Origin of the sequence: [Clostridium] innocuum, assembly GCA_012317185.1 — a bacterium.
Classification (GTDB): domain Bacteria; phylum Bacillota_I; class Bacilli_A; order Erysipelotrichales; family Erysipelotrichaceae; genus Clostridium_AQ; species Clostridium_AQ innocuum.
Genome location: CP048838.1, coordinates 1,863,676 through 1,885,762 on the forward strand (window position 1 = coordinate 1,863,676; position 22,087 = coordinate 1,885,762).

The window sequence follows — 22,087 nt, forward strand, 5'->3', positions numbered from 1 at the left end:
TTACCGCCTATTTTTTTCGTATATAGAGAGGAAGGGGATTATGAAAAAAATACGATTTGTATGGAGATATGTACGGCCGTACCGTTATCAGTTTGTACTGATTTTACTGGATGTGGCAATATATTCCCTATTTATGCTGGCTGCACCGCTGATCATTTCCTGGATGATCGACAATATCATTAAGGGGGTACCGTTTGAAAATGCTTTTTTGCAGCAGCTGGTGGATATGGCAGGCGGTATGCAGGCTCTACAGTCCCATTTGTGGATCGGCTCCGTTCTGGTAGTGGCAAGCTATCTTATGGTTGCCTTTGCTATCAACCGCAGAAGTATGCATGCCGGTAATGTTGCGGAAACATTGGCGCTGAATGTGCGGAATGATTTATATGACCATTTGCAGAAGCTGCCGTTTTCCTATCATAAAAGCAGGGACAGCGGGGATTTGATTCAGCGAAGCACCTCAGATATCGAAACAGTGCGCAGATTTCTGGCCAATCAGTTTTCCGAGATGCTGTTTGCGATGTTAAATGTCACTCTGGCAGCGCTGATTTTATTCAGCCGCAGTGTGAAGCTGACGCTGGTATCCATTGCACTGATTCCGCTGATTCTGATAGCGAGCTATGTGTTTTTCTCCAAGGCGAAGAAGATTTTTCTGGAATGCGATCTTGCGGAAAGCTCCATGACAACCGTGCTGCAGGAAAATCTGAATGCTATGCGCGTAGTAAAGGCGTTTCATCAGGAGCAGCATGAAATTGATAAATTCGAAGAGGCGAATGATGCATATCGCAAGAAATATTTTGATTTGATGCATGCTTTGGCACTGTTTTGGAGCGGTACGGATTTTCTGGGACAGATGCAGATTCTGGTCATGATTGTTTTCGGTATCGGTATGGCGCTGCAGGGAGAGCTGAGTGTCGGTACATTCTTTGTATTTGTGATGTATGAGAGTACCATTGTGTGGCCGCTGCGTCAGCTTGGAAGGATTTTGTCCGATCTTGGCAAGGTCAGCGTTTCCATCACACGAATCGAGGAGGTGCTGAATGAGGAGGCGGAGGATCTGGAGAGTGGACTGCGACCGGACATCAGCGGAAATATCTGCTTCGATCATGTAAGCTTTCGTTATGAGGATGGAAGTTGGCATACGCTGCATGATCTGTCGTTTACCATTCGTGAGGGAGAACGTATTGCCATCATGGGGCCGACGGGGAGCGGAAAATCCAGTCTGGTGCATCTGCTGAGCGGCATCTATGACTATGATCGGGGCAGCATAACCATCAACGGCGTGGAGCTGCGCAATATTGCCAAATCGTGGCTGCGCCGTCATGTGCAGATCGTTTTGCAGGAGCCGTTTCTGTTTTCTAAGACGATTTATGAGAATATCCATCTGTCCGACCATCATGCGATGAAGGAGGATGTCGTGGAGGCTGCCCGAATGTCCTGTATTCACAATGATATCGAGGATTTTGATCAGGGCTATGAAACGATGGTGGGGGAAAAGGGTGTTACCCTGTCCGGGGGACAGAAGCAGCGTGTGGCAATCGCACGTTCCCTGCTGGCGAAAAGTCCGATCATGGTGTTTGATGATTCTCTGTCTGCACTGGATATGAAAACGGATGCGATGATACAGGAAGCCCTGCAGGATATCCGCTATTCCATGACGATGCTCATGATCACTCATCGTGTGGCTTCCGCACAGAATGCCGATCGTATCCTTGTTTTAGAGCATGGACGACTGGTACAGGAAGGAACGCACGAGGAGCTGATCAAACAGGACGGCTTATATCGCAGAATTTATGAAATTCAGAAGGAGGGAGGTGAGGCATATGGCACAGCGCATCATGAAGGAACAGGAGTTTGAGAGTGATGTATTTGACCGCGGTACCTGGCAGAAGGTTTTCCAGCTGCTGTGGGAGCATAAAAAAAGTGTGATACCACTGATTTTCTTTAATACCATTCTGGCGGTTACCGATGTCATCATGCCTTTGCTGAACCGCTATGCCCTGAATACGTATGTCGATGATCGAACAGGCGCAGATACACTAACGGTATTCATCCTTGTTTATGTCATGATGATACTGGCACAGTGTCTGCTGGTATATCTGTTTTTCCGTCTGGCCGCAAGAGTAGAGAGCGATTTCGGAAAAAATCTGAGGGAGAAATGCTTTCGTAAGCTGCAGGAGCAGACCTTTTCCTACTTTGACCGTACGGCAAACGGCTGGCTAATGGCCAGAATCACCTCGGATACGGCACGTCTAGCAGAAACGCTGGCATGGGCCTTTGTCGATGTGGTATGGGGAATCTTCGTCATGCTGGGAATCAGTGTAGTCATGCTGCTTGTTAATTGGCAGATGGCGTTATGTGTATTGGTGGTAGTTCCGCTGCTCTGGTTTGTTTCCCTGTATTTTCAGCGTCGCATTCTGTCTGCACAGCGGCAGTCAAGGAAAGCCAATTCCCGTATTACCGCTTCCTTTGCGGAAGGCATCAACGGTGCCAAGACAACGAAAACACTGGGAATCGAGCAACAGAATTATGATGAATTCGAAAAGAAAACCGATGCCATGAAGCGCTACAGCATGCGAGCCTTGCGAATCAATGCCATCTTTCAGCCAATCGTATATCTGCTGTCTGCTGTTGTCATCGCCCTGCTGCTGTATGTTGGCGGGGAACAGGTGCTTTTGAAAACCATCCAGTTCGGAACACTGGCGATGTTTATCAACTATGCCCAGCTGTTCTTTGATCCGCTGAAGCAGATTGCCCGTGTGCTGGCGGAGATACAAATGGCGCAGGCAAGTGCGGAGCGTGTGGTTGCATTGCTGGAGGAGGAAATTGAAATCACGGATTATCCGGATGTCATCGAGCGCTATGGAACCCTGTTAGAGGAACATAGCGAAGCCTATGAACCTCTTCAGGGAGATGTCGTATTTGACCATGTGAATTTCTATTATTATGAAAATGAGCCGGTTCTGCGCGATTTCTGCTTGCACGTGGCAAAAGGACAGACGGTAGCGCTGGTGGGGGAAACCGGTTCCGGAAAAAGCACCATTGTCAATCTGCTCTGTCGCTTCTATGAGCCATGCTCGGGACGTATCCTTATGGATGGCAAAAATTTAAGAGAACGCAGTGTGGGATGGCTACATTCCCATATCGGTTATGTATTGCAGACGCCGAATCTGTTCAGTGGAACCATACGGGATAATATCCGCTATGGCCGCCGTGATGCCAGTGATGAAGAGGTGGAGCAGGTAGCCCGCCTGATTCAGGCACATGATTTTATCAGCCGCATGGAAAAAGGCTATGACAGTGAAGTCGGCGAGGGTGGCGATCGTTTGTCAACCGGACAAAAGCAGCTCATTTCCTTTGCAAGAGCCATGCTATGTGATCCTGCCATCGTGATTTTGGATGAGGCGACAAGCTCCATCGATACGGAAAGTGAAAAGGCGATCCAGTATGCCATGGATCAGCTGCTGCACGGTCGTACAAGCTTTGTTGTTGCGCACCGTCTGAGTACGATTGTTTCAGCTGATATTATTGTAGTGCTGCAGCACGGTGTAATCATCGAGCAGGGAACACATGAGGAGCTGATGGCGAAGCAGGGCTATTATTATGAACTGTTCACTTCTCAGTATCGTCAGGAGCGCATACAGCGCAGTATGAAATAATCAGCATACACTAAAAGCGGCATACTATGTGGTATACAGGCGCAAATCAATGGTTTGCGCCTGTTTTAAATGCAGGGAATCGGTATGCGCAAGCACAGTTGCGGCGGGGAGATTTTTACTGCTTGCCTTGAGTAGTGATTAAAGACAAGGACTGCTCTGTGCAGACCGCAGGATTATTTATAGGGATAGAGTCAAACGCCTATGGGATTTTCTTTTTGAAATTGAAAAGTATAATGAAATTTGAAAGCTGATATCAACGGCGACGTTTAAATAAACAAAGAATGCTCACTGGTGATTATAGGAATGCACTTCTATCCCTTATTTCATCTGTGCTTGATATATGCGAATGATTTACATACCTTTTTTACTCTATTATTTATGAGTGTATCAGGGACAGCGGCGTAGTTTTTATGGTAGAATAAAAAGGAGTGTAAGGAGGTCGTATACATGGAGAGAATAGCAAAATTTCATAAGGTGAGCATGCAGCAGTTTGAGAAGGACTGGAGTGCAGCATTTCCCGAAGTGACGGCGACAGAAATACAGCGGATATACGAGGAGTTAAGGCTTCCTGTACGTGCGACTCGAGGCTCGGCAGGCTACGATTTTTTCGCGCCGGCGGCATTTACGCTGAAACCGAGGGAAACATTGAAAATACCCACCGGAATTCGTGCGGAAATTCAGGAGGGCTGGGTGCTGCAGCTGTTTCCACGCAGTTCACTGGGCTTTACCTATCGTTTGCAGTTTAACAACACAGTAGGAATTATCGACAGCGACTATTTTGAAAGCGACAACGAAGGGCATATTTTCATTAAGCTGATGAATGATTCAACGCAGGGGAAAATCGTACAGCTTCGCGCAAACGACGGCTTTGCACAGGGGATTTTTCTTCCGTTTGGAATCTGTGAGGATGATGCTGCACAGGAACAGCGTAACGGCGGCTTTGGGAGTACGAATAAATAAAACAGCCCTGTACGATGCAGAAGACAAGCGGCAATTTCAAAAAAAGCTCCTTGCTTATAAGGCTTGCATCACAGGCAGATAAGTAAGCAATCATAACATGCATCCTGTAAAACAAACCCTGGAAAACGAATACAATGCGACAGGAATTGGATTTCGTTTTATCAGGGTATTTTTATTATGCCGAAAAATGGAGAATACAGTATCTATAGCATACCTTGTTTCTGTATGTTTTTCTCATTTATGTTATATACAGTATTACTTTTATTTTAGTACTTGACAATACAAAGTACTAGATGTATTATAATAGTGGAGGTGATGCTGGTGAACACACAATTCAAGAAGGGTGTTCTGGAACTGATTGTGCTGCTTTGCGTATATAAAAAGGATATGTACGGATATGAGCTGGTGTCCGAGGTCAGTAAGGTGATCAATGTGAATGAGGGAACCATCTACCCGCTGCTGAAGCGTCTGACCAATGAGCACTATTTTGAAACCTACCTCAGTGAATCCACAGAGGGACCTCCGCGAAAATATTATCGCATAACCGGGAATGGAAAAACGAGGACAACGGAGCTGCTGCAGGAATGGAATGAATTCCATGAACAGGTCAGCAGATTTATAAAGGAGAGTGAAATCGATGACGAAAGATGAATTTCTGCGATTGCTGGATCGCAAGCTGGATGTTATCAATGAAAGGGAACGACGAGATATCATTGATGAGTACCGCACACATATTGAAATGAAAATGAAGGAAGGAAAAACGGAGGAAGAGGCAATCGAGGATTTCGGTAATATCGATGAGCTGGTGGATGATATTCTGGATGCTTATAAAATCAATACGGACCGTGTCAACCGATCCTTTGATACCAAGCTGAACCGCTTTATGGATGATCTGTTCAACGGCTTTCAGCGGTTTCTGGGCTCTTTCACCTCCCTGCAGATGGATGATGTCGTACGCCTTGTATTCGAAATCCTTGTGATACTGATTCTGCTGGCTGTTCTGCATATTCCCTTCCGCATGATTTCCTCTTTGGGAAGCAGTCTGCTGCATTCCGTGGCAGGCTTTGGAATCGGAAGTCTGCTGGCTGCTATTTGGAAATTTATTATCGGTGTCGCCTATGTGGCAATCTTTGTTGTAGTGCTGGTTAACCTGTGCACAAAACGACTGAACCGTTATCGCAGTCATTCGAAAAACGGAGACGGTGCCAGTGTGTTTGAAGACTTTAAAGAAAGCTTTGATTTTGATTTTGATCACGCCAAAAAGACGGTGCATTTCTTTACAAATGATCGCAGCACGCGTCGGGAAACGGTATATGATGAGCATGATGATGTGAAGTATCAGGAAAGAGCTGCACAGCGTGAGGAAACAGATGATTCATTTGATGAATATGAGGATGAGAGCATGTATGAGGAGCCGCGCAGAAGAGAGTATCGCCGTTCCTATGAAGGGGAGCATATCGAACGCGGTGTGACAAGTGTTGCGACGATTCTGATGCGAATCTTCTTCTGTCTGATGATGATTCCTTTTGTCGGTATCATCGTGGCATTGTGCTGTGCGCTGGGTGCGATGATTGTGCTCAGCTTTGAAGGACTGACCCTGTTTGGTGCCTACTTTATCGTTATTGGCGCATTGGTGGCAACCGGAGGCTTTCTATCACTGCTGTACAGCGTTTTATGGAGAAGGGGGTAGGCATATGAAAAAATTTCTGATATCCCTGATAGTCGGTATTACGATGATGGCGATTGGAACAACCATGCTGGTATTTGAAATTAAGGAATTTGAATTTGTGGACGGAAGAAGCGCCTATTACGGCTCTGATACCGTAAAGACACAAACCTTCCGTGTGAAGAATCAGGATTTGAATATTGTGTTTGAGGATGATTACTATACGGGTTATGAGTGGAAATATGATGAGAGCATGAAGGATGAGGTTCGTGTTGAGTATGCTTCGGATGTGCGGGTGAAAACGAGCGGGAATACGATCGTTATCGAAGAGCGCTATGACCATGAATGGGGTGTCAATGACGGCATGGATTTCCTGAATACCTTTCTTGACGGCTTGAAGCATCGCAAGGTCTATACAATGGATTACAGAGAAAATGTTGTTATTGTATCCTCCTCACAGGCAAGAGATCGTGTACATGTGACCTACGAATAGGATTGTAATAGAAAAAACGCGGAACATAGAATGCCGCGTTTTTTTTAGCTCTTATATGAAATTTAAACCCTCATATGGTGCTCTGTGCTTCTTTTAATTGTCGGATATCACCACGTTGTAAGGCCGTCATATTGCTTTGGATAAGCTCGACAGGCCAGTCCCACCATTTCAGGGCAAGCAGCTCTGCTATGGTTTCCTCGGGAAAGCGCCGCCGTATTTCTCTGGCAGGCACACCGCCGACGATGGTATAGGGCGCAACATCCCTTGTGACAAGCGCCCGTGTTCCGATAATGGCGCCGTCACCGATCGTAACACCGGCCAGTATCACTGCTTCGTATCCGATCCATACATCATTGCCAATTACGATATCTCCCTTATTATCCCATGCATCTTGCACATTCTCCGGCTTTAGCTGCCACTCTTCGAAAAAAATGGGGAAGGGATAGGTTGACAGGGACTGCAGTGCATGATTCGCACTATTAAATAAAAATTTTGCACCGCAGGCGATGGAACAGAATTTACCGATGATCAGGCGATCGCGGTTGACAGGGTACTGGTATAAAACGTTATGCTTTTCAAAATCACGGGGATCTCGTGCATGGTCATTGTACATCGAAAAATCACCTGCCGTAATTCCCGGTCGGGTTATGACATTTTTGATATAGACGGTATTTGGATCACCGCTGCGTGGATAAATCAGATGTTTATTCATGTTTGTTCTCCTTCTTACCTGTTCATTGTACGGGAAGAGGTGCGGATGCGGCAAGCCACAAAACCGTACAGACCTGTTTTGTAGAAAAAAAGAATGCCGCAGCATTCTTATGATTTTTGATAAATGATTTTCTTAATAGCATGTGCCGATAATGCATACTGAGTGGAAAGCTCCTCAATCGTGCAGCCGGACACATAGCGTTGCCGGATGCCTTCATTTCGCAGATGCAGCTCGGTTCGATAGCCGCTGCGCTCTCCCCAGCGTTTTTTCTTTCCGGCAGCAGGAATATAAATGTATCCTGCCTGTATATACTTCTGTAGCTCCTCCACCAGGTCAATTGGTAAAATAGTACGGGCATTTACATATTTCATGCAGGCTCCTCCTTTACAATTCTGTTCAGGATGCAAAGCCGGCAAATGCTGCGACTTGTTTACTCCATGCAGGTGTCGCAGCATTCCGGCGTTGCATGGAGTCTTGCTTCATTTAGCTTCATGTTATCACACTTCCTTGTGGCTTCAGTATAGCATGCTTTCGTATAATCTACAATGCAGCTGCCGTAAAAAGAAAGCTATGCAAGGTAGCGCACAATGTATAAAATTAGAAAGCAGACCTCCAAAATGCCAAAGGGGATGATTCACAGGTAGGCAGCCCCGACATGAACAGATGCAGGAGAAACATGCTGTGTGCGGATGGGAATTCCTGCTTCCTCCTGTGCAATCAGCTTTTGTTCCTGCTGTACAAGCTGCTCCTTTTGTTCCAGCAGGGAAGCCCTGCTGTTCAGGACGAAGTAGCATGTGGTGAGAAGCAGGGCAAGCATGATGGACAGCATCCATTTGCCGGGTATGCTTTTAAGTTTTTTCATAGGTGTTCTCCTTTTCATCATGTTGTGTTAAACGTAGTATAGCATGGCTGCTGCAGCGTGACAAGTTACGGAAGGATGGTTCGACCTGCGGCATGTACAAAGCACAGCAGTGTAGGAGATAAAGCAAGTACAGCTGCTTATATAAGAAATCTATGTTGAAGCTTGTTGCTTCGCCGTTATCAAAATCCAAGCTCGATGGAAGCGTCTGAAGCTGAGACCTTCGCGAGTTTCAAAGTTATCTGTTTAGTTCCGTTCACATGCTGAAAAGCAACGCTTTCTACCTCTGTAATTTTCTAATCGTATTGACAATATCGTTAAACGATAATATAATGGTAACAGAGATATATCGTTAAACGATATTGGAGGTGGTGCTGTGCCGAAGAAACAGCTGGAAACATTGACAGAGCCAATGTACTATACGCTGATTGCGCTGCTTCAGGCACGCTGCGGGATGGAGATTACAGAGTTTGTTCTGAAGCTGACCAGGGGAAGAGTACACCTGGTACCGGGAACCCTATATACCATGCTGTCGAAGTTTGAAAATGAAGATATGATTCGGGAAACGGAATCGGATGGCAGGAAACGGTTCTATCTGATTACAGAAAAAGGAAAGGAAATGCTGATGCAGGAATACAGGCGCTTGAAAACCATGCTGCAGGATGGGGAAGTATGGATTGAAAAGCAAAGCAGTGAAAAGGAGGCGGCTTCATGAAACGAAGGAAGAAACATGTATGGCTGATTGTATATCCGTTTGAATACCCGGCTTTACAGGCATATCTGAATGACATGGCGGAGAAGGGCTGGAAGCTGGTAAGCTTAAAAGGGGACCGCTCCTGCTGGCTCACATTTGAAGCGGATGCTTCACAGAAGGAGTATTACCTTGTGGACTATACAAAGGATTACTCCATGATTATACCGGATTCAGAAACAGCGGATGCCCATAAGTATCGCACCTTTGTTGAAGAATTCGGGTATACGTTTGTCGGATCAAATGGCCCGCTCATGGTGTATCGCTGCGATGATCCTAACCTTACCTTGCGAGAGGGAACACAGGAGGATCGCCGTATCATGAATGTGAGTATGCACAAGACAGCTGTATGGCTTTTCATATCATGGGCGCTGTATGTACTGCTGTTGCTGCAAAGCTATCACGGACTTCTTTGGAGCATGTACGCCGATGGTTCCCAGTTTCAGAATTTTCTTTTGATGGCCGCATTGAATATTACATGGCTGATCCATCTTCTCCCTTACTTTATATGGCTTGTGCGCAGAAGGAATATGACCTCTTCAAAAATGCTGCTTCGGCAGTCAAGAATCGTGTATGGCAGTGTAGTGCTGCTGATCTGTATGCTGATCGGCTCTTTGTTCACAGTCAATGTTCTTTATGTGATCGCATTCACTGTGATCTTTCTGGTCTTCGGCTGGCTCATTTACCGTTTTTTGAAAACCAGATATCCAATGGGATTCAAGGTGATTGGCAGTATAGCACTGCTTTGGGTAACCTTTGCGATAGGCGTGAATATCACACTTACCAGCACCTATGATTCGCTTTCGTTTCAAAAGCCGATGGAACAGACAAGGTTATCGGATTTTGTCCTGCAGCATGTAAATACCGCAGGTCTGACTCTGGACAGCTACAGCGAATCTTCCATACTGAGCGAGCATATGTCCTTCAGTGCCTACAGCGAGAAAGAGGATGCAGCGGATAAGAATTTGTATATTGATTGGTATCGCATCCGCGATGGGTTTTTCAGGGATTGGACGAAGCGCCGTTATCAAAGTGAGGATGGAATGGAGCAGATGTGCAGGGGATATGGTGAGCCGATAAAGACACAGGGGGTCACCATGTATAAGGGAGAGTATGAGGTGTTGTTCATCCGTGATGATACCTATGTATGTATCAATGACGATTTTTTGCTGGATGATGACGGATGGAAGCTCATACATGAATTGTTGAATCTGTGAAAATATTTTCAGAAATAAAATGAATAAAAATTGAAAAATGTGTTGAAAGTATGGTTTCTTCGTGGTATACTGTAAGCAGATTTCATAAGAATCTGCCAATGGACTTTTTATTCAGAATCTTTGTATGAACGTGTCGAGTTCATCCTCCTTATTTATAAACTTTCCTAATTACCGTGATTCGAAATAAAAAGTACACATAAAAATCGCCAATGGCGGTTTTTTTTGTTATAATATGATACGATACTGTTTTGTGTGCTTTTTAAAGGATAGCCCACAGAACATATAAGGAAAGGTGAATCGCATGAAGGCTAAGCATATTCTGATGATGGCGGCAGTACTACTGCTGGATCAGCTGAGCAAGTGGGGCGTGCAGACGTCCATGCAAATAGATGAGAGCTTTGACGTAATTCCGGGATTTTTCAGAATTACGTATCTGCACAATACAGGGGCAGCCTGGAGCATGCTGGAAGGAAAGATGGTTTTCTTTTATCTGATTTCCATTGTTTTTCTGATTGGCATGCTGTATTTTTACCGTACTACAGATCACAGGGACAGACTGACACGCATTGGTGTGGTATTGATGATGGCCGGTACACTGGGAAATTTTATTGATCGTCTTATTTTCCAGTATGTTCGTGATTTTCTGGATTTCATTATCTTCGGATATGATTTTCCGGTATTCAACGTCGCTGACATATCACTTTGTGTCGGTGTAGGGCTCATTGTTTTATCAATGGTTCTGGAAACATATGGAGGTCGTAGGATATGCGCGAAATAAAGATTATCGCCGCTGCAGAGGATGCAGGGGCTCGCATTGATAAATACATCAGTGAACAGGAGGATTTATCCCGCAGCCGGGTGCAGGCGCTGCTGGCTGAGGGAAGCATTCTGGTCAATCAGAATGCGGTGAAGGCAAATTATAAGGTGAAGGCAGACGATTGCATTACGGCCGTATTCAATGATGAAATGGAAATGGAAGCCCGTCCGGAAAAAATGGAGCTGGACGTGCGATATGAGGATGAAGATGTGATCGTCATCAATAAGCCAAAAAATATTGTCGTGCATCCTGCTGCAGGAAATCAAAGCGGGACACTTGTCAACGGACTGCTGTATCACTGTAAGGATCTTTCCGGAATCAATGGTACACTGCGTCCGGGAATCGTGCATCGCATTGATAAGGATACAACGGGACTGCTGATTGTCGCTAAAAATGATCTCGCCCATGCGTCATTGTCCAAACAGCTGCAAAGCAAGACAGTGAACCGTTTGTATTATGCGCTGGTACACGGTGTGATTCAGCATGATTTCGGTACCATTGACGCGCCGATAGGACGGGATGTGAAGGATCGCCAGAAGATGGCGGTAACGGCAACCAACTCAAAGGATGCGCGTACACATTTCCAGGTGATTGAGCGATTTGAAAATTATACCCTGGTGGAATGTCGTCTGGAAACCGGACGAACGCATCAGATTCGTGTTCATATGCAGTATATCGGACATCCGGTAGTGGGGGATGAGAAATACAGCTATCGCAAGACCATGCAGACAAACGGACAACTCCTGCATGCGCACCAGCTTACCTTTCAGCATCCGAGAACGGGGGAAGTGATGACAGTGGAAGCAGAGCTGCCGAAGCAGTTTGCGGACATACTGGAAGAACTGCGACAGGAATCGAGGTGACTGGATGCAGATTAGTGAATATGATTTGTTTGCCTATCAGCTGCTGCATTACCTGGTCGTACAACAGCATTATCGCATTGTAAGGGTTCAGCAGCACAAGGATGATCTGTGGCTGATGAATGAAAATCATCAGGTATATCCGGTGATCCGCATTTCATCCAGCGGCAATGCCGGAACCTTTGCGGACACGGATTATGTGCGCAACGTTCACCGCATCATACTCAATCTGATGCACAGAGAGGGACCGATGCTGATTTTGAATACCAATCCGCAATCCAGTCCGGTGCACAATGCGTTTCTGACACAGATTTGCATCACTCCTTCAGCCCTCAGTGAACCGCAGCTGACCAGCGTCTTTCATGGCATTGACCGTGTCGTGCATCGCGTGGCAGATCCGGATAAGGAAAGCAGTACACTCATGGCTCAGGTGGAAGAGGCAGAGCTGAAGCAGCAGCAGGATTTCATAAAAAAAGCGCGTAAGAAAAGTATTCCACGCTGCACAATTGCTATTATGGCGATTTGTACGATATTTCTCGTACTAGAATATCTACTGGCCTATCTGGACGGTAATATGGAAAGTGCCACCGTGGCTGTCGGCGGTTACTATAAGATGAGTATTGTTGCGGCGCATGAATACTGGCGTATTCTCAGCGGCGGCTTTGTACATAACGGTGTTGTTCATTTCGTCATCAGCCTGTATGCCCTGTATGCGACCGGAAAGCTGTGTGAACAGCGTTTGGGAAGAGGCTGGTATCTGGCGGTTTTTCTTTCCTCTGTGATATTGGGGAATGCTGCACAGCTGATTGCGGCACCTAACGGGATTGCGACTGGTATGAGCGCCGGGATCTTTGGTGTGGCGGCAGCCTTTCTCACCAGTCAGCTGCTGTCGCATACACTGCGACATCCACTACTGCGTATTCCGTTGTATAACTGTATGGCAATTCTGGCCGTACTGGCACTGGTGCCCTCGGTGTCCTTTATCGCCTGTATTGCGGGGATTCTGTGCGGAATTCTGTACGGCTTATGGATGCATGGCAGACAGAGTGAATCCGGTATGAAGCAGCATGCCTGTCTGGCGCTTGTTCTGTATGCGGCAAGTCTGTTTGCCTATGGTGCTGCTGTGGATACGGTTGCACCGCTGGATCGGCATTTGGATGAAGCCATAATCCGTGTTTACCGTCATACACCGCTCAATGCCTATGCAGAATATCTGCAGGAGCATTTTCATCAGCAGTATGAAAAAACAGGAGGTATTTAATGAAACGGGAAGATGTACTAACTTGGGATGAATATTTCATGGGACTGGCGCACCTGAGTGCCAAACGGAGCAAGGATCCTTCCACACAGGTGGGGGCTGTCATTGTCAGCAGTGAGCATCGTGTTGTCAGTATCGGCTATAACGGATTTCCAAACGGCTGCAGCGATGATGAGTTTCCATGGGATCGGGAAGGGGATTTCGGTAACACCAAATATCCCTATGTCGTGCATGCGGAGCTGAATGCGATTTTAAACAGCAAGCATGATTTAAAAGGATGCAGTATTTATGTGTCGCTGTTTCCATGCAATGAGTGCGCAAAGGCGATCATACAGAGCGGAATCAGCCGTATTGTGTATGAGTCCGATAAGTATGCACATACAGAAGGGACGATTGCCAGCAAGCGGATGCTGCGCAGTGCGGGGGTAGAGCTGGTACAGCTTCCCTATGCCATTGATTTGCAGGTATCCAGAAAAATTAATCCGACAATACGATAAGAAGGTTCAGGCAATCATAGGACCAGCATTCCTTGTGTGAATACCAATTGTTCGCTGTGCATTTATGCGATTGTTATGAATGCTCGTACTTATAGAATCCTTCAGTATGAAGAAAAGCTATTTCACGATAAAAGTTTAAGTGAAATAGCTTTTTTGTTATATGCTGGTATTCATATGATATCAGAATTTATGATTGCTGCATTTTCGCAAATGCAAATACACCGTGTTTTTTGAAATGTTCAAAAGCTTAGCGATAACTGTAACAGCGTCCTTGATTTGGAAAATTCCTTTATTATACAGGTCATAAATAATTTCTTTGTTTTTATTTGACGAGCTTATAGCAGGGTCATTGTATATCCTCTCTTTTACGGTATTTAATGTTGATGTAATCATATCATCTACATTACTGGCAAAGGTTTCTGTTGCGGAATCGTTTTCTGCTGTGAGAGTTTCTTTTTGTACGAACGTATGAATGAAATCATAAAAACTGATATTCATATAAAAATTCATACACAATAAACCGATAATGCGGTCATTTTCTCCTTTGATGGCAATCGTTGTGCTTTTCAGAGGTTCTCCCTTTGCATTGACCGAATAATAGGTTTCCTGTTTCGAGCTGTTCTCACTGAACTTGATGAGAAAGTCTAATGCCTTATCTGTAATCGGGGCACCGACCTTTCTGCCGGTATGCTCACCATGGTTGATATAAATGACGGAGTGCTGAAAGTCCTCCAGACTATGAAGCACGATTTCATAGGCCTCTCCTAAATAGTTGCCCAGACCTTCAACCATTGAGCGGTAGCTTTGCAGAATCATCTTATCAATCAGGGTTAATTGAACTTCTTGTGGTTTCATGGTATCCTCCACTCCCTTCGCTGTCTATTATAGCGTACTAATTTCATTTATTCAAAACAATTTCAAAAAAATTCATTAAGTAAACTAAATAAATGCGAAAATTGCTTAATACTGCTAAAGTTTTGTAATCTTAAAATATAATTCATCTAACAAATGATAATTATTTTATTGACTAAAATAAAATAATGTATTATAGTATAGGAGTAAAAAATATTTCATTAGAAAGGAGAAAGGAATGAACAAAATTATTGATGCCGATAGCGCACCTGCTGCAATCGGCCCCTATTCACAGGCAGTCACGAATGGCAATTTGTTGTTTGTATCCGGACAGCTTCCGATAGAACCCGGGCAGGGGGTGATCGTGAGCGGGGATATTGCTGAACAGGCAAGACAATCACTTGAAAATGTGAAGGCGATTTTGGAAAAGGCCGGCTATGAAATGAGGGATGTTGTAAAGACGACATGCTACTTGACAGAAATGGAGAATTTTGCTGTGGTAAATGAAATTTATGCTGAGTATTTTGTAGGAAATTATCCGGCAAGATCCTGTGTATCCGTGAAGGAGCTTCCGAAACAGGCATTGTTTGAATTAGAAGTTATTGCGTGTAAATAACAAGGAGAGAACTTATGAAAATTTTGTTAATGTGCGGAGCAGGTGCGTCCAGTGGTTTTATGGCGCAGGCAATGCGAAAAGCCGCAAAAGAACAGGGAATTGAAAATTTTGAAATAATTGCACGAAGTGAAGCAGAAATGATGAACAATTTACAGGGGACAGATCTTGTCATGTTTGGTCCTCATCTAGCGTTTAAAAGGGAAGCGCTCGAAAAGGATTTAAAAAAGTTTAATATTCCGTTTGCCTTTATTGACAAGGATGCGTATGGAAGTATTGATGGAGCTGCTACGCTGAAGCAGGCATTGGATGCGTTGCGGGAAGTAAAAAAGCCTGTCGAAGAAATCTCTGTAAAAGAGGAAAAAACAACGCAGAGCAGTGAGGCCTCGGAGGAATCGGCGAAGGGCTTTATGGGATGGATTACCAAATCACTGGCTCCTAAACTGGATAAGCTTACACAGAATATTTATATATCCGCAATACAACAATCCATCATGAGTATACTGCCAATGATTATGATCGGTTCAGTTTCCTCAATTGTCGGTGTATTCCGTAACTTTGAGGTGATGAGCTGGATTCCGGATATCTCCATGCTGAATACATATTCCTTTGGCTTGATTGCAGTATTTCTGGCTATTCTGGTACCGATGAAGGTACTGGAAAAAAGAGGGAATGAGAAATTGAAAATTTCTGCGATGCTGACCAGTCTTGCTCTCTTCTTTATCATCACACTTCCGGTCATAGATGGAGAAACCGGTACGATGAATTTCATCATGGATAAAATTGGAACAGGGGGTATGCTGACAGCAGTTGTGACATCCGTTTTTACAGCATGGATTTTTAATTTTGCTTCTAGGCACTCTATGTTTAAGGAGGATACGGTTATGCCGGATATGGTTGTGGCATGGATGGATGCACTTGTTCCTGTAACAATCACACTGGCCATCGGTTTATTTATTATGAGCACCGGATTTGATTTACCACTGTTTATCCGTGGCTTGTTTGCACCGATTTCTTCCTTTGGACAGACCTGGCTTGGTCTTGTTATGATTTGTTTCTTCACCTGCTTCCTGTATTCCTTTGGCTTTACCTGGATTCTGTTCCCCATCGCATGGGCAATCTGGATGGAGGGTATGGATGCCAATATGGCTGCGGTTGCGGCAGGACAGGCGGCGTCAAGTATTAACCTTATGGAAACGGTAATGGGAATCACCTATATCGGTGGACAGGGGTGTACACTTGCATTGGTTCTGATGTGTATGCGTTCAAAAGTAAAAAAACTGAAATCCATCGGGCGCGTTTGTATCTTCCCTGCAATCTTCAATATCAATGAGCCAATTGTGTTTGGTGCTCCTGTTGTATGGAATCCGATCCTTATGATTCCACTGTGCCTTAATTCAATTATTATTCCAAGTCTTATGTATCTTGTTATGCGCATCGGCCTTGTTCCTATTCCGAGTGCACCTATGCAGATGTGGTATCTTCCAAATATCGTACAAGGCTATCTGACAACGAACAGTATGTCCGGGGTTATTCTGGTAATTGCATTGTTTGCTGTATCCTGGCTGATTTGGATGCCATTCTTTAGGGTATTTGAAAAACAGCAGTACAAAGAAGAGCTTGAAAACAGAAAGGAAAGGGAGATCATATGAAATTAGAAAATGCGCAGGCGGCAATGCAGATCATCCTGCATGCCGGCGATGCCCGCTTAAAAACAGCAGAGGCATTAAAGTCTTTAAAAACCTTTGATATAGAACGTGCAAAGCAGCAGCTTTTGGATGCAAATGAAGATATTGTGGCTGCGCACCAATCACAGACAGCCTCTCTGCAGGCGGAATCAAATGGAGAAGAAATTGAGTATTCGATTTTATTCACACATGCCCAGGATACGTGTATGACCGTATGCAGTGAAATCAACATCGCACAGCAGCTCGTGGATATCTGCGAAGCAATTGATGAGCGGTTTAAGAAATTGGAAAAATAGAACCGGAATTTTTGGCAGAGTTTTCTGCCAAAAATTTTAGGATTGGAGGAACGATATGAATTACTTTGATAACAGCAACATTAAGCTCGATATATTAAAAAAGAAAGCATACAATCTGCGCTGGGCGGAGGTAGCGGATGGAACTATCCCACTCACTGCTGCCGATATGGATTACCCATGTGCTCCGGCGATTAAACAGGCATTGCTTGCGTACGTGGAGGAAGGCTATTTCTCCTATACACCGAAACTGGGCCTGCCTGCGTTTAATCAGGCATTTTCAAATTATGTGAAGGAAACAAAGGGGGAGGAAATCAAAGCGGAGCAGGTACTGGCGGTAGACAGTGCAGCAAGAGCGATGTTCATCGTGGCGAAGGCTTTTTTGAAGCCTGGAGATGAAATGATTGTCTTTGATCCCTGCGATTTCCTTTTCCGGGAATCCTGTTTAGCGGCTGGAGCAACTCCAATCAGCTACGCAGCAAAGCTTGTTACGGAGAATAGGAAAATGGATCTTTCAAGACTGGAGGAGTGCATAAGCGAGAGAACCAAAATGATTGGATTGTGTAATCCGCATAACCCATACGGTCTTGTCTATACGAAGGAGGAGCTGGAGGCAATCATGCGATTGTGTGAGAAACATGATCTACTGATTATGAACGATGAAATATGGTCGGATATCCTGTATCCCGATGCACAGTTCAACAGCATTTATTGTTTAGGCGAGGAGCGCTGTAAACGCGTATTGTCTGTATTTGGGTTCTCTAAGAGCTTTGGTCTTGCCGGATTGAGAATTGGCTGCGTTTATGCGAACGATGATGAAAAATTCCAGAAGCTGGTTGATGCTTCCGATGTGCTGTCTACTGCGGGTGGTGCTACCTCACTATCGCAGATTGCCGCGATTGCGGCTATGGAAGAAACGCAAGAATGGCGTGCGGCATTTTTAAAGCATATCACAAAAAACCGGGATTATGCAGTGGCGTTTATCAATGAACATATTCCGGGCTTACATGCCTACAAACCACAGGCGACATTCCTGCTGTATGTAGATATTCAGGAGCTGCATGTTACAGGAGCTGAATTTGTCGAATTTCTGAAAGAGGAAGTGCAGCTGGCGATTGTACCGGGAGGACACCAATATTTCGGTGATGAGTCGGAGGGGCATGTTCGTATTTGTCTTGCCACCAGTATGGAAATTCTCAGCGAAGGTCTGAATCGATTAAAAAAGGGTGTTAAAATGCTAATAGAAAGGAGAACACAGCATGCATAAGATACAGTTTCCGGAAAATTTTTTGTGGGGAGGGGCAACTTCCGCCTATCAGTGTGAGGGAGCCTGGAAAGAGGATGGAAAAGGCTTTGCGGTCACTGATTTGCTGACAGCGGGAAGTCGAGAAATCCCAAGAGAATTTACACCGGTTGAAAAGGATTGTTATTATCCGGCAGCGACAGCTATTGATCATTATCATCATTACAAGGAAGATATCGCGTTGTTTGCGGAAATGGGATTTAAGGTATACCGCATGTCGATTTCCTGGGTAAGAATCTTTCCCAACGGTGATGATGAGGTGCCGAATCCTGCTGGTCTTGCATTCTATCATAAAATATTTCAGGAGTGCAAAAAATATGATATCGAGCCGTTGGTTACCATTTCTCATCACGATGTACCGCTGGCACTGGCATTGAAACAGGATGGATGGCTAAGCAGAAAGACGATTCCTGCCTTTGTCACGTACTGTAAAACGATTTTCAAAGAGTATCAGGATGAAGTGAAGTATTGGATCACGTTTAATGAAATCAATATGATGACAAATTATTTTGGCGATATATATACCGGTGGGATTCTTTCTAACGGAACCCGATATTTGGATATTGCACATGCGAGTGAGGAGTCTTTGTCTGCAGATAAAATGACGAAACGCTTTACGGCTCTGCATCATCAGTTTATCGCCAGTGCGCTGGCTGTACAGGTAGGTCATGACATCAATCCAGACTTTCAAATCGGTTCCATGGTTGCGGGGGATGCGCATTATCCATATTCCTGTAATCCCGTGAATGTCATTGAAGCACAGCAAAGCATGAACCGTCTATGGTATTGTGGGGACGTGATGGTACGCGGAGAATATTCCTATGCCAGCAGACATTATCTGAAAGGCAAGGGTGTCGATATAGAAGCACTTGGAATCACCGAGGAGGACAAGTGTATTTTGAAAAAAGGGACGATCGATTTTCTGGCATTCAGCTACTATACATCCGGCTGTCATGCAGTGGATGAGCATCATGAAACAACTGCAGGTAATTTCTCTTTGGGGGTCGCCAATCCGTATCTGAAAAAATCTGACTGGGGCTGGGTGTTTGATCCGCAGGGGCTTCGCTGGATGCTGAATGAGTTGTATGGAAGATATCATATTCCGGTGTTTATCGCTGAAAACGGCTTAGGCGCAATTGATGAGGTAAGTGAGGATGGAAAGGTTCATGATCCTTATCGTATCCAGTATCTGAATGAACATGTGTCCGCAATGCGGGATGCTTTGGAGGATGGTGTTGATTTGCTTGGGTATACGTGGTGGGGACCCATTGATCTGGTTAGTGCATCTACCGGTGAAATGAAAAAGCGCTATGGGTTTATTTATGTAGATATGGATGATCAGGGGAAGGGAAGCCTGAAAAGAATCAGAAAGGATTCCTTCTATCATTATCAGAAAATCATTCAGACAAACGGTAGCTGCATTGAGTAGTGCATCTGTAGGGGAGAGGGATATGCAGAAAATTGTTTTTACAACGGTTGAAACGCATACATTGGGAGAACCTACCCGCATTATCACTTCTGGCTTTCCAGATATACCGGGCATTACAATGATGGAGAAAAAGGAGATCCTTGAACAACGGTATGACCATCTGCGCCGTGCCTTGATGTGTGAGCCAAGGGGACATAAGGATATGGTTGGGGCGCTTATTCTACCTGCAGAGCAGACAGCATCTGCATTCGGTGTTGTTTTTATGGATGCGAAGAGATGGGTGAATATGTGCGGGCATGCGTCCATCGGTTGTGCTATGTATGCGGTGGAGGCAGGGCTTGTACCTGTGTGCGAACCGTATACAGAGGTTGTGATGGATACGCCATCAGGAACTATATGCGCAAGTGTAAGGGTGGAGAATAAAAAAGCGCAGGAGGTTACCTTGCGTAATGTTCCTTCATTTCTGTTTGCTGATGAGGTAAAGGTAAGGGTAGATGGCAAGGAATATAGGGTTGCGATTTCTTTTGGCGGTACGTTCTTTGCTTTGATTGATGCTGCACAGCTTTCATTGCAGCTGGATGCAAAGGATATTGAGTTTCTGATACCCTTTACAAGGAAACTGCTGGCTCAGCTGAATAAGCAATATGAGATAAAGCATCCCTCACTTGCAATCACACGCGTTGTAAATGCTGAATATTATGTAGCTACTGGAGAAAAGAAACAGAAGAATATCGTTATTGCCGAGGAAGGTCAGGTCGATCGCTCACCATGTGGGACAGGAACAAGTGCAAAGCTGGCATATTTGCATGCGAAAGGAAACTTATCTGCAAACGAAATTTTTGTGAATGAAAGCTTTACCGGAGCAAAATTTTATGGACGGTATGAAGCGGAGGATGTTATCGGACACTATCGTGGTATTCAACCGATGATTACAGGCAGTGCCTATATCACGGGGAAGGCAGTATATGTGATCGATGAGAATGACCCTTTGACCTATGGCTTTACGATTTGAGTCTGCTTTTGCATCATGATTTATAAAAAGATACAGAGGGCCTTCGAGTTTTGCTGGCCTTCTGCCCTTTTATTGATTCTGTTTTTCTATTTCATTTGTGCTTTGGCAGATGAAGGCATACGAAAAACCCGTTTTCTGTTTAAGCAGGAAACGGGTTTGTTTTAGCCTAAGGCTTTTTTTGTGTTTGCAAAATGCAGCTTGGCAACCTGGAGCAGTGCCTCTTTTCCGTGCATTGCCACAAACTCACGAATATTCTGATCCACCTTGCTGCCGGCACCCTTCAGAAAGGTGAAGTCGTACTGCTCACACATCGCATCGAAGGCCTTCAAAAACGCATACCGGGCAATGATTGATCCGGCTGCAACCGACAGATACTTATTTTCCGCCTTGGTTTCAAAATGAATATCATAGACGACCTCGCGCTCATGTTTCAGATAGCGGTAATAGGAAGTCTTCTGCACGAACTGGTCAATGATGCAGAACTGCGGCAGTGATCCCATCTTTTTACGCAGATGTACGTAGGCCTGGTTATGCATACGGGATTTAATAGCAACCATATTATTTTCACCGTGAATTCGATTATAGGTGGCATTGTCCAAAATCAAAAGACTGTGAGGCAGTCGTTCCATCAGCTTGGGAGCCATGCGCCGTATGGCGGTATCATCAATGGCCTTGGAGTCTTGTATCCCAAGACTGCGTAAAAACTCTACATCCTCATGACGGACACAGGTTGCACAAACGGTCACGGGACCGAAATAATCACCGGTCCCCACCTCATCGCTGCCGGCCTGCGGATAGATTGCTTTCGGCTGTCCCTGTGTTTTTTTTGCTGTTGTCCCGCTCTGCGTTTTCTGTATGGCAGACGGGGCAATCAGCGCTGCACATTCCTCGGCGCCGTTTCCCTGAAATACGAGCTTGCCGGACTCATAAGCGGTAATGACACAATCACTCGTCTTGATCTGATAAATCGCATAGGGCGGTGTCTTACGGATTTCCGCAGTTTTCAACCGCTGCTTCAGCGCCATCATGCTGGATCGATCTGTCTGTATGGTACATGTTCCCATGGTATTCCTCCTCATAACTTTTCCATTTTAGCATAAAATGAGACAACAGGATACAGAAATCGGGTGTTCCCATTCATTTTTTTATGC

23 protein-coding genes are annotated in these 22,087 nt (G+C 45.0%); 18 read left to right on the plus strand and 5 right to left on the minus strand.

What is annotated here, in order from left to right:
- Nucleotides 1–40: 40 nt before the first annotated feature.
- The 6 genes from G4D54_08925 to G4D54_08950 all read left to right on the plus strand — a co-directional run bounded on the left by G4D54_08925 (nucleotide 41) and on the right by G4D54_08950 (nucleotide 6,775).
- Nucleotides 41–1,855, plus strand: coding sequence for an ABC transporter ATP-binding protein (locus G4D54_08925; GenBank protein QJA02536.1), 1,815 nt, complete (start codon nucleotides 41–43; stop codon nucleotides 1,853–1,855).
- A complete protein-coding gene (locus G4D54_08930; GenBank protein QJA02537.1) occupies nucleotides 1,821–3,656 on the plus strand; it encodes an ABC transporter ATP-binding protein in 1,836 nt (611 codons plus the stop codon). The genes G4D54_08925 and G4D54_08930 overlap by 35 nt, the downstream gene beginning before the upstream one ends.
- 447 nt (nucleotides 3,657–4,103) lie before the next feature.
- Nucleotides 4,104–4,616 carry a deoxyuridine 5'-triphosphate nucleotidohydrolase gene (locus tag G4D54_08935; protein ID QJA02538.1) on the plus strand — a complete coding sequence of 171 codons (513 nt, stop codon included), beginning with the start codon at nucleotides 4,104–4,106 and terminating at the stop codon, nucleotides 4,614–4,616.
- Between the two features lie 321 nt (nucleotides 4,617–4,937).
- Nucleotides 4,938–5,267 (plus strand): PadR family transcriptional regulator, encoded by a 330-nt coding sequence (locus G4D54_08940; GenBank protein ID QJA02539.1) that lies wholly within the window; start codon nucleotides 4,938–4,940, stop codon nucleotides 5,265–5,267.
- The gene (locus tag G4D54_08945) at nucleotides 5,254–6,306 is read left to right on the plus strand and encodes a DUF1700 domain-containing protein (GenBank protein ID QJA02540.1); all 1,053 of its coding nucleotides are present in this window, start codon (nucleotides 5,254–5,256) and stop codon (nucleotides 6,304–6,306) included. Before G4D54_08940 ends, G4D54_08945 begins: the two co-directional genes overlap by 14 nt.
- A gap of 4 nt (nucleotides 6,307–6,310) precedes the next feature.
- The gene (locus tag G4D54_08950; GenBank protein ID QJA02541.1) at nucleotides 6,311–6,775 is read left to right on the plus strand and encodes a hypothetical protein; all 465 of its coding nucleotides are present in this window, start codon (nucleotides 6,311–6,313) and stop codon (nucleotides 6,773–6,775) included.
- Between the two features lie 70 nt (nucleotides 6,776–6,845).
- On the opposite strand, the gene G4D54_08955 is transcribed toward G4D54_08950, so the two are convergent.
- The 3 genes from G4D54_08955 to G4D54_08965 form a co-directional block, all read right to left on the minus strand.
- Entirely contained in the window at nucleotides 6,846–7,487 is a 642-nt protein-coding gene (locus tag G4D54_08955; protein QJA02542.1) for a CatB-related O-acetyltransferase, read from the minus strand.
- A gap of 107 nt (nucleotides 7,488–7,594) precedes the next feature.
- A complete protein-coding gene (locus G4D54_08960) occupies nucleotides 7,595–7,858 on the minus strand; it encodes a hypothetical protein (GenBank protein QJA02543.1) in 264 nt (87 codons plus the stop codon).
- Nucleotides 7,859–8,121: 263 nt separating this feature from the next.
- Entirely contained in the window at nucleotides 8,122–8,349 is a 228-nt protein-coding gene (locus tag G4D54_08965) for a hypothetical protein (GenBank protein ID QJA02544.1), read from the minus strand.
- Between the two features lie 373 nt (nucleotides 8,350–8,722).
- Between G4D54_08965 and G4D54_08970 the strand changes: the two genes are divergently transcribed.
- From G4D54_08970 to G4D54_08995, 6 genes are all read left to right on the plus strand, one after another.
- Nucleotides 8,723–9,061, plus strand: a complete 339-nt coding sequence (locus G4D54_08970; protein ID QJA02545.1) for a PadR family transcriptional regulator — start codon at nucleotides 8,723–8,725, stop codon at nucleotides 9,059–9,061.
- Nucleotides 9,058–10,314, plus strand: a complete 1,257-nt coding sequence (locus tag G4D54_08975) for a DUF2812 domain-containing protein (protein ID QJA02546.1) — start codon at nucleotides 9,058–9,060, stop codon at nucleotides 10,312–10,314. Before G4D54_08970 ends, G4D54_08975 begins: the two co-directional genes overlap by 4 nt.
- 301 nt (nucleotides 10,315–10,615) lie before the next feature.
- A complete protein-coding gene (gene lspA, locus G4D54_08980; protein ID QJA02547.1) occupies nucleotides 10,616–11,092 on the plus strand; it encodes a lipoprotein signal peptidase in 477 nt (158 codons plus the stop codon).
- The gene (locus G4D54_08985) at nucleotides 11,080–11,994 is read left to right on the plus strand and encodes an RluA family pseudouridine synthase (protein ID QJA02548.1); all 915 of its coding nucleotides are present in this window, start codon (nucleotides 11,080–11,082) and stop codon (nucleotides 11,992–11,994) included. The genes lspA and G4D54_08985 overlap by 13 nt, the downstream gene beginning before the upstream one ends.
- Nucleotides 11,995–11,998: 4 nt before the next feature.
- A complete protein-coding gene (locus G4D54_08990; protein ID QJA02549.1) occupies nucleotides 11,999–13,252 on the plus strand; it encodes a rhomboid family intramembrane serine protease in 1,254 nt (417 codons plus the stop codon).
- Entirely contained in the window at nucleotides 13,252–13,746 is a 495-nt protein-coding gene (locus tag G4D54_08995; GenBank protein ID QJA02550.1) for a dCMP deaminase family protein, read from the plus strand. The genes G4D54_08990 and G4D54_08995 overlap by 1 nt, the downstream gene beginning before the upstream one ends.
- A 180-nt stretch (nucleotides 13,747–13,926) precedes the next feature.
- Here the strand turns inward: G4D54_08995 and G4D54_09000 are convergent, their stop codons facing one another.
- Nucleotides 13,927–14,601 carry a hypothetical protein gene (locus G4D54_09000; protein ID QJA02551.1) on the minus strand — a complete coding sequence of 225 codons (675 nt, stop codon included), beginning with the start codon at nucleotides 14,599–14,601 and terminating at the stop codon, nucleotides 13,927–13,929.
- 235 nt (nucleotides 14,602–14,836) lie between these two features.
- Between G4D54_09000 and G4D54_09005 the strand changes: the two genes are divergently transcribed.
- Genes G4D54_09005 through G4D54_09030 form a run of 6 tightly spaced genes read left to right on the plus strand, consistent with a single transcriptional unit; the run spans nucleotide 14,837 to nucleotide 20,936 of the window.
- Nucleotides 14,837–15,214, plus strand: coding sequence for a RidA family protein (locus tag G4D54_09005; protein QJA02552.1), 378 nt, complete (start codon nucleotides 14,837–14,839; stop codon nucleotides 15,212–15,214).
- 14 nt (nucleotides 15,215–15,228) lie between these two features.
- Nucleotides 15,229–16,863: a PTS transporter subunit EIIC gene (locus tag G4D54_09010; protein QJA02553.1), complete on the plus strand. Its 1,635-nt coding sequence runs from the start codon at nucleotides 15,229–15,231 to the stop codon at nucleotides 16,861–16,863.
- The gene (locus G4D54_09015) at nucleotides 16,860–17,195 is read left to right on the plus strand and encodes a PTS lactose/cellobiose transporter subunit IIA (protein QJA02554.1); all 336 of its coding nucleotides are present in this window, start codon (nucleotides 16,860–16,862) and stop codon (nucleotides 17,193–17,195) included. The genes G4D54_09010 and G4D54_09015 overlap by 4 nt, the downstream gene beginning before the upstream one ends.
- 55 nt (nucleotides 17,196–17,250) lie before the next feature.
- Nucleotides 17,251–18,459, plus strand: coding sequence for a pyridoxal phosphate-dependent aminotransferase (locus tag G4D54_09020; protein ID QJA02555.1), 1,209 nt, complete (start codon nucleotides 17,251–17,253; stop codon nucleotides 18,457–18,459).
- Entirely contained in the window at nucleotides 18,452–19,924 is a 1,473-nt protein-coding gene (locus G4D54_09025) for a glycoside hydrolase family 1 protein (protein ID QJA02556.1), read from the plus strand. Before G4D54_09020 ends, G4D54_09025 begins: the two co-directional genes overlap by 8 nt.
- A gap of 22 nt (nucleotides 19,925–19,946) precedes the next feature.
- Nucleotides 19,947–20,936 carry a proline racemase gene (locus G4D54_09030; GenBank protein ID QJA02557.1) on the plus strand — a complete coding sequence of 330 codons (990 nt, stop codon included), beginning with the start codon at nucleotides 19,947–19,949 and terminating at the stop codon, nucleotides 20,934–20,936.
- Nucleotides 20,937–21,097: 161 nt separating this feature from the next.
- On the opposite strand, the gene rnhC is transcribed toward G4D54_09030, so the two are convergent.
- The gene (rnhC, locus tag G4D54_09035) at nucleotides 21,098–22,000 is read right to left on the minus strand and encodes a ribonuclease HIII (protein QJA02558.1); all 903 of its coding nucleotides are present in this window, start codon (nucleotides 21,998–22,000) and stop codon (nucleotides 21,098–21,100) included.
- Nucleotides 22,001–22,087 lie beyond the last annotated feature (87 nt).